Annotated in this window: 7 protein-coding genes and 2 pseudogenes; 7 read left to right on the forward strand and 2 right to left on the reverse strand. The window is 68.3% G+C overall.

Translation table 11 applies throughout. From position 1 onward, the window contains the following. Nucleotides 1–53: 53 nt before the first annotated feature. From IF54_RS44025 to IF54_RS0137665, 7 genes and pseudogenes are all read left to right on the forward strand, one after another. Nucleotides 54–179, forward strand: coding sequence for a hypothetical protein (locus tag IF54_RS44025; RefSeq protein ID WP_267885000.1), 126 nt, complete (start codon nt 54–56; stop codon nt 177–179). Nucleotides 180–382: 203 nt separating this feature from the next. Beyond that, a pseudogene (locus tag IF54_RS0137635) lies at nt 383–941 on the forward strand (transposase); the annotation flags it as partial. Between the two features lie 76 nt (nt 942–1017). Continuing rightward, entirely contained in the window at nt 1018–1860 is an 843-nt protein-coding gene (locus tag IF54_RS0137640; protein ID WP_030327169.1) for a maleylpyruvate isomerase family mycothiol-dependent enzyme, read from the forward strand. A 175-nt stretch (nt 1861–2035) separates the two neighbouring features. Continuing rightward, nucleotides 2036–2590 (forward strand): hypothetical protein, encoded by a 555-nt coding sequence (locus tag IF54_RS0137645; protein WP_030327170.1) that lies wholly within the window; start codon nt 2036–2038, stop codon nt 2588–2590. A 93-nt stretch (nt 2591–2683) separates the two neighbouring features. After that, a pseudogene (locus IF54_RS43775) lies at nt 2684–3331 on the forward strand (IS701 family transposase); the annotation flags it as partial. A gap of 542 nt (nt 3332–3873) precedes the next feature. Next, entirely contained in the window at nt 3874–5604 is a 1731-nt protein-coding gene (locus IF54_RS0137660; RefSeq protein WP_030327172.1) for a SulP family inorganic anion transporter, read from the forward strand. Nucleotides 5605–5779: 175 nt separating this feature from the next. Continuing rightward, the gene (locus IF54_RS0137665) at nt 5780–6130 is read left to right on the forward strand and encodes an ArsR/SmtB family transcription factor (RefSeq protein ID WP_030327173.1); all 351 of its coding nucleotides are present in this window, start codon (nt 5780–5782) and stop codon (nt 6128–6130) included. A 349-nt stretch (nt 6131–6479) separates the two neighbouring features. Here the strand turns inward: IF54_RS0137665 and IF54_RS0137670 are convergent, their stop codons facing one another. After that, nucleotides 6480–6914, reverse strand: coding sequence for a hypothetical protein (locus IF54_RS0137670; protein WP_159002295.1), 435 nt, complete (start codon nt 6912–6914; stop codon nt 6480–6482). A gap of 6 nt (nt 6915–6920) precedes the next feature. Continuing rightward, complete coding sequence (locus IF54_RS0137675; RefSeq protein ID WP_030327176.1) at nt 6921–7316, reverse strand: hypothetical protein; 396 nt, start codon at nt 7314–7316, stop codon at nt 6921–6923. Nucleotides 7317–8179: the final 863 nt, after the last annotated feature.

Genomic DNA, 8179 nt, shown 5'->3' on the forward strand with positions numbered 1-8179 from the left:
AGATCGTGCCGGTCGGTGTCTGCCTGCGCCCCGCCACGGTCGACCCCTGAGTGGTGGTCGGCCGGAAGCTGGACATGTACGGGCCGTTCAGTGGCAGTCCGGGCAAGTACCACCAGACGCTGCTCGACATCGCCAAGGGGCGGATCAACGTCGGCCTCTCCCCCGCCCTTCTCACCTGACCGCCACGCGATGGGCTTGCCGCGCTCGCCTACTTGCGCTTGCCAGACCTGAACCCTTTTCGACATGCCTTTCTGCGGCAGGAGTGCCGCGACACCCCCGTGGTCACTTCTGGTCAGCGCCGCTTTCCCACCCGCCGCCGCCCCCAAGACCACGCCCCAGGCGACGGAGTTCGCCAAATCGGTCGTGACCCGGTATCAGGTCCCAGGCCGGGCAGTCGATGACGCCGCCGCGCGCCAGGACCTTGGGACGCCAGGACCTGGGGACGCCTCGGCCGCACACCGGTGGTGCGGGTGCGCGGCCGGGGCTCCGGCCGGGTGTCGATGGCCGGGATGGTCTGCTACAAACCCGGCAAGCGCTCCAGGCTGATCTACGCCGTGCGCGAGTGCCACGGCCGCAAGGACGAGCCGAAGGGCTTCGGCTGGAAAGACCTGCGCAACCCGCTGGTGCGCGCCCGCATCCACCTCGGCGGCCCGATCGTGCTGGGGTGGGACAACGTACGCCTGCACCTGACTGTTGGCATGCGGGAGTTCATCGTCGCGAACGCACACTGGCTCACGGTCTTCCAACTGCCCGCCTACGCGCCGGACATCAACCCGCAGGAGGGCATCTGGTCACTGGTCAAGCGCGAGATCGGCAACCTCGCCGCCGCTCACCTCGCCCAGGTCACCAGGGCCGTCCAGTGCCGGCTCAAGCAGATCCAGTACCGCCCCGAACTGGTAGACGCCTGCCTCACCGCCACCGGACTGATCACCGACGGCTGACGCAATGGTCACCTGGATACTCCGAGGTGGGAGTATTCGCTGGCAGGCCACGGCTGCTGCCTGACAGGCTGTGGCCATGAGTCCCGAGTCCACCAGCGCGTCCGGCATTTCCTGGCTGGGTAACCCGATCGACGCGCGTGCGCTGTTCGGTCGGGAGCTCACGTCGCTGCTCGATACCCTGCGTGGTCTGACACCCTCCGACTGGAGCAGAACGGCAGCCGGGCGCTGGACGGTCCACGACGTCGCCGCGCACCTCCTCGGCGACTACTACGGCCGCCTCGGCCACGGCTACCGCAACGGCTTCGCCGATGGCGAAACCCTTGAGGCGTTCATCCACCGCACGAATCAGGAATGGGTCGAGCTGCACGCCGATGACAGCCCTGCTTCTCTCATCGACGCCCTCGCAGCAGCAGGCACGCAGCTCGCTCAACGATTCGCCACAGCCAACCTTGACGCGGCCGCCCTGGGCGTGTCGTGGGCAGGCGTCGACCCCGCACCGGCATGGCTGGACATCGCCCGGGAGTTCACCGAGCACTGGACTCACCGGCAGCAGATCCGCCACGCCATAGGCCGCGACACCGACCCGGATCCGCGTGCCCTGGGCATGGTCCTCGATACCTTCATGCGGGCCCTGCCTCACACACTCCGGAGCACGTCAGCACCAATCGGGGCGCAGGTCCAGATGATCGCCGAGGGCCCCGCCGGCGGCAGCTGGACGGCCACTGTCGCAGCGGATCGATGGACGTTGGCCGAAGCACCGAGCGGCCGACCAACCGCAGCCGTGCGGCTGGATACAGAGACCGTCTGGCGATTGTCCACACGGAACGTCGATCCTGCGGATGCCCTGTCCCGCGCCCATGTGCAGGGGGATCGTCGGCTCGCCGAAGCCGCGTGCCAGATCGTGTCCATCATCTATTGACGACGTTGGCCGCACCTGCTTCCACCGTGCCTGACACCAACAGCGCCAGCGATGGGCACCGACATCACGCATTCAACTTCAGTAGCTATCCGCCTGTAATCCAGCTGTAGATCGCCGATCTTGGCTGATCAAAATTCTCTCGCACGAGACAGAGGTGAGCTGCCAGGCTGCGGCCATGGACCATGCCGAGGTGCTGCTCATCGGAGGACGGGCCGGGGTTGGCAAGACGAGTGTGGGGTGGGAGGTTTCTGCGTTGCTGCGGGGCGCTGCGGTTCCTCACGCGGTCATCGATGGTGACTTCATGGGCCAGGTGCATCCGGCTCCAGAGGGAGATCCGCACCGTGCGGAGATCACTGAGAGCAACCTGACTGCCGTGTGGTCGAACTACGCCCGGCGAGGCTACCGGCGTTTGATCTACACGAACACGCTGAGCGTGGTGCCCGAGGCGACCGGCATGTTCGAGCGGGCCATGGGCGGCCGGGCGCGGATCGTGAGGGTTCTGCTCACGGCCACCGACGCCACTACACGTGCACGGCTGGAACGCCGGGAACTCGGCTCGGAGCTGGAGACGGAGTGGGAGGGCAGTACCCGTAAGGCGCGGTTGCTGGATCAGCGGACACCTGCGGACGCGGTGAGGGTCACGACCGACGGGCGCACCGTCGCAGACATCGCGCGTGAGGTGGTGGCCGCCACTGGCTGGATCAGGCAGCACTCAACGGACAGGCCGTGATCATGACGCTGGACCGGGCCGGAGACGGCTGGGGCCACCGGTGATCATCAGTGCGTGACGACAGAAGATCGGTCGGTGGCCGCAGGTCACAGCATGGATCGGGTGGAACCACGACGCCGGGCACGGGCGTTCGTGCTCCGGCTGTTGTCAGAACTGCCGCGTGAGAACTGCTGCACGCTTGCGGAGCCTACCGGCGAGGGCCATGTGAGATGCCGATGCGGTACGTGATGCCCTCCGCGGCTTCGTCGTCGAGCAACTGCGCCACCAGGACGCGGTACTGGTCGTGGATGAGACCGGCGACCTGAAGAAGGGGATGCACACGGTGGGTGTGCAGCGCCAGTCCACCGGCACCGCCTGACGCATCGCGAACAGTCAGGTCGCCGTGTACCTTGCCTATTCCGCCCCGCTCGGGCATGCGGCGATCGACCGAGAGCTGTATGTCCCTCGGTCGTGGGCCGAGGACACGGCTCGCTGCCGTGCGGCTGGAATACCCGACACCGTCCGCTTCACAACGAAACCCGCCCTTGCGGCCCGCATGATCGGCCGGGCGCTGGATGCCGACGTCCCCGCGTCCTGGGTGTCCCGCGATGAGGTCTACGGAAGCAACCCATACCTGTGAACCGAGCTTGAAAGACGCGGGACCGGTTGCGTACTCGCCGGCGGCCGCGACCACCAGATCATCACGCAGGTGGGGCGAGTTTCAGAGCCGACGCCCTGGTCAAGAAGCTGCCGAAGCGTGCCTGACAGAAGCTCTCCGCCGCCATCGGAGCCAAAGGGCAGCCCTGTTCTGCGTAGGGCTGTTGTTGTTGCGCGAGGTACCCGGCGTCCACATCGACAATGGTGATCCCGGCGCGTCAAGTCCTGCGCTCCGGGCGTCACGCAGCACCTCCCGCGACCCCGGCAGAGAACTCCCGCTCCGGCGCGCAGAAGATCAAGCTGTCCCGCAGGAGGGCGCCTTCGCCGAACTGGACCTCGCCACCGGCCGATGGCGGCAACGCGGCTGCTGAGCGCGACCGCGCACCCCACTCTGGCCCGTGGCCGTCGGCCTCCTCACCTGCCGCGTACGCCCGATCCTGCATGAAGAGGAGTCGGCTCCGTCTAGCTCAATTGCCAAATTTCGCAATTGGTAAGATGCTGCATTGGCAGTGTTCGCAGGGGAAGCCGAGGGGTCGTGTCGTGTCCGTTCCGCCGCAGCAGGCAAAGTCCGAGTTCTTCCGAGTGCTCGGGCATCCCGTACGGCACGAGCCGCCGGCCGAGTTGCCCGAAGCCGGGGCCGCCGCGCGATGACCACGACCCTCCACAGGACCTGGGCCCGGGTCAGCGCGCTGCTTCCCACCCGTTCCGATCTCGCCGAGACGCGCCGTGATCCGCGCCGTGATCTGCTCGCCGGGCTGACCGTGGCCGTCGTGGCGCTTCCGCTCGCACTCGGCTTCGGCGTCTCCTCCGGGCTCGGGGCCGAGGCGGGCCTGGCGACCGCCGTGGTCGCGGGTGCCCTGGCCGCCGTGTTCGGCGGATCAAACCTTCAGGTGTCCGGACCGACCGGAGCCATGACGGTCGTCCTGGTGCCGATCGTGGGCCGCTACGGGGCGACCGGCGTGCTGACGGTCGGCCTGATGGCGGGCGTCATGCTGGTCACCCTGGCCGCGCTGCGGGCGGGCAAGTACATGCAGTACGTGCCCGCGCCGGTCGTCGAGGGCTTCACCCTCGGCATCGCCTGCGTGATCGGCCTGCAACAGATCCCGAACGCGCTCGGCGTAGCCAAGCCCGAGGGCGACCGCGTCCTCTTGGTCGCCTGGCGGGCGGTCGAGGAGTTCGCGAAGTCCCCGAACTGGACCGCCGTCGGCCTGGCGGCGGCGGTGGCCGCCGTCATGCTGGCGGGCGCCCGGTGGCGGCCGACGATACCCGTCTCCATCCTGGCGGTGATCGCCGCGACGCTCGTCTCGCAGCTCGCCGGCCTGGACGCGGCCAAGCCGATCGGCGACCTGCCCGCGGGGCTGCCCGCACCCTCGCTGTCCTTCCTCGACCTCGGCTCCCTGGGCTCGCTGCTCACTCCGGCGGTCGCGGTCGCCGCACTGGCCGCGCTGGAGTCCCTTCTCTCCGCCTCGGTCGCGGACGGCATGACGGTCGGGCAGCGGCACGACCCCGACCGGGAGCTGTTCGGACAAGGCGTGGCCAACATCGTCGCGCCGCTCTTCGGCGGGGTCCCCGCGACCGGCGCGATCGCCCGCACCGCGGTCAACGTCCGCACCGGCGCGAGCTCACGCCTGGCCGCCCTCACTCACGCCGCTGTCCTCGCCGTGATCGTCTTCGCGGCGGCCCCTCTGGTCTCGAGGATCCCGCTGGCCGCGCTCGCCGGCGTCCTGCTGGCCACGGCCCTGCGCATGATCGAGGTCGGCTCCCTCAGGGCGATGGCCGGCGCGACCCGTTCCGACGCGCTGATCCTCGTCCTTACGGCCGTCGCGACTCTGGCCCTCGACCTCGTGTACGCGGTGATCATCGGCCTGGTCGTGGCCGGCGCCCTCGCCCTGCGTGCCGTGGCCAAGCAGGCCCGCTTCGATAAGGTTCCGCTCGACCGGGGCGACCACAGCGCCGAGGAACATGCCCTGCTCGCCGAGCACATCGTGGCGTACCGGATCGACGGCCCGCTGTTCTTCGCCGCCGCCCACCGCTTCCTGCTGGAGCTGACCGAGGTCGCCGACGTCCGCGTCGTGATCCTGCGCATGTCGCGCGTGTCGACCATGGACGCCACCGGCGCCCTCGTGCTCAAGGACGCGGTGGAGAAACTGAACCGGCGCGGCACCCTCGTCCTCGCCTCAGGGATACGCCCGGGCCAGCGCCAGGCCCTGGACTCCGTCGGCGCGCTCGGAGTGCTCAGACAGAAGGGCCGGGAGTACGACACGACCCCGGAGGCGATCCGCGCCGCCCGCGACCATCTGGCCATGGCCGGAGTTCTGCCCGATGTCTCCGCAGCGCGGGCGCCGGGCCCGGACACGGATGCGGAAGCAGCCCGATGAGCACGCACCCGGTACGGCCGCTCGGAAGAGCGGGCTGGAATGCGGGTTCGGCCCGAACGGTGGCGTAGGCGAGGATGTGCTGCATGAAGTCGGTGGGTGAGTGGAGGCGAGGCGTGGTACGCGGGCAGGCGGATCCGGCACGGGTGTGGCCCTGCACCGGAGAGGGGATGGCGCCGTGACCGCGCCGCTGTACCAGCTCAAGGCCGAGTTCTTCAAGACACTCGGTCACCCGGCACGCATCCGCGTCCTGGAACTCCTGAGCGAGCGCGAGCACGCGGTCGCCGAGATGCTGCCCGAGGTGGGCATCGAACCCGCCCACCTCTCCCAGCAGCTCGCGGTGCTGCGCCGGGCGAACCTGGTCGTGACCCGCAAGGAGGGCTCGACCGTGTACTACTCGCTGACCAGCCCGAACATCGCGGAGCTGCTTCGCGTCGCGCGGACGATCCTCTCCGGGGTCCTGGCCGGTCAGGCCGAACTGCTCGCCGACCTCCAGGCAGCCCAGGCCGAGGTGAAACCACCGTCCTGAGCACGCCCCCTCGCGCGGCGGCCGTCTGCCGGGGAAGGCCCGTGAGACCCAGAGCGCCGGTTGCGGCGCCGGAGACGGGGCCGCCGATGTCGTACGGGTGGGACTCGACGTGCCGGGGCGCGCCTGGCCGAAGAGCACGGACATCGGGCCTGGAGAGGGGCAGGGACCGGGCTCGACGGGGCCTTGGCCGACCGGGCCGTGTCCGGACAGGTTCGCAGGTCTGGCGAGCGGGCCCCTTGTTGGTCGCGGGCGACGCCTGGATCAGACCGCTTCCATGTCCGTCAACGCCACCCAGGGCGCTCTGCCCCAGTGCCACTCCTGTGCACGGTTGGCCCGCCTGTGTGCCGGTTCAGCGGCGGCTGATGCTGCTAGGCCGACACCCTTCTCCGAGGACCGCGTCCAGACCACCGTCGACTCCTACGCCACCGTCAAGGTCCAGGAAAAGGTCTGCGAGCCGTTGGAACAGCCGCTCGAACGGTGTCTCCGCCTGGGGCAGCGCCTGGTCGAGCTGACCCTCGAGGAGAAAGTCCAGCGCGGCCACCGACCGTACGACCAGACCAAGCATGGTGATGTAGTCGTGCTCGGGCCGATCCGGGGAGTCCGGGTAGTCCGGGTAGTCCGGGTAGTCCGGGTAGAGCAAGATCCGTGGCGAAGGCTCGCATCGCGCGTTCCAGGGGCGCATTGAGCGGCGGGGCGGCGAGCCTTCGGCGACCGAGGCTTCCGCGCCCTGCCTTTCCAGCACCCCGCGTACTTCGGGGCCGTACACCTTGGTGTTGACCGCCATGTTGATCTACACGGTGGCGACCACGTTGAGACTGTGTCCGGCCAGCGGGCCGGGCAGGAGGAACTGGTAGAAGGGCTCGTGCAGGCGGACCACGGTGCCCGCGGAAGTCCGCTCGCGCACATAGCGGGCCGCCAACGCCTGGACCACCCGCGGTTTGAGGAAGTCCAGGCTGTGGCCGTTGAGTTCGCGCGGCAGGCAGAGGCTGTCGGGGGGGTTGTCGAACAGGTCGCCGCTGAGCAGCACGATGTCGATGCCATCAACGGTGATCCGGTGGGCGCGTGCGGCGACGTCCAGGACGACCGCCTCGGGGAACCCGGGCCACTCGGCGGGATCCAGGCGTACGGGTATCCGGTCGGCACCGCCAGTCCAGATCGGTGAAGGAGTGCTTCTCGGCGATGACATCGAGGAGACCGTGCGCGGCGGTCACCGCCCCGGTCTCGTGCCCTGCGGCTTTGAACTGCCCTGTTCCACAGGTAGACAGAGGTTCTCCATGTCCTGTTGCCGGTGACGACAACCCGTTCGTAACCGTGTTCCCTGAAGGCCGTCATCGTCGCGGTGGACATCAGCTGCAAGCAGCTCTGGACGCTTCCAGCCGTGATGGTAGGCGACTGAAGCCCCCCAGAGTTGAGAACTGCCTTGCCCGGCACGACGGCGCCGGACCGTAACGGGCGGGGGCCCATGATTCGGCCGACCCAGTGCAGTGAGGTGATCCCACGCAGGACGAACCAGCAGAGTTGTGGCAGGGCTGGACACAACTGCACTCAGTAGCGGGTGACGGCCTGCGGAATGAGTTCATGCTCGGTCCACATATCTGGGTTCGTGTCGACGTGAGCGAGGTGCCGCAGCACGGGGCGGCCGATCGATCGACCACGGCAGGACTGCTGGGGCTGGGCTGCATGATCGTTTTACCAGTTCTCAGGCCACCCACTGCGGAATGGCCGATTCAGCCAATCCGTGAAGAAGCGGCATGCATTTAGTGATGCTCACGTGTCCAAAACAACCCTCGATGCGGGCACTTCAGGCCAACTTGGAATGAGCCGTCGGATCAGCCAGCGCTCCGCACTCACAGGCAGATGCCGCGGTGAAAGCGGATAACGGAGGGAATTGCGGGTTCCGCGTGTCCGAAATAACAAAATGGTGCGTTGCGGAATTGAAACCGCTCGAGTGCACTAGGCGCTGTTTCTCGGATCATGTGCGGAGCCAGATGATGAGTGCTGCGAGGGTGACTGTGCCGAGGTAGGTGTAGGCCCGTTTGTCGTAGCGTG

The organism is Streptomyces sp. NRRL B-3229, from assembly GCF_000719505.1.
GTDB classification, from domain to species: Bacteria; Actinomycetota; Actinomycetes; order Streptomycetales; family Streptomycetaceae; genus Streptomyces; species Streptomyces griseorubiginosus.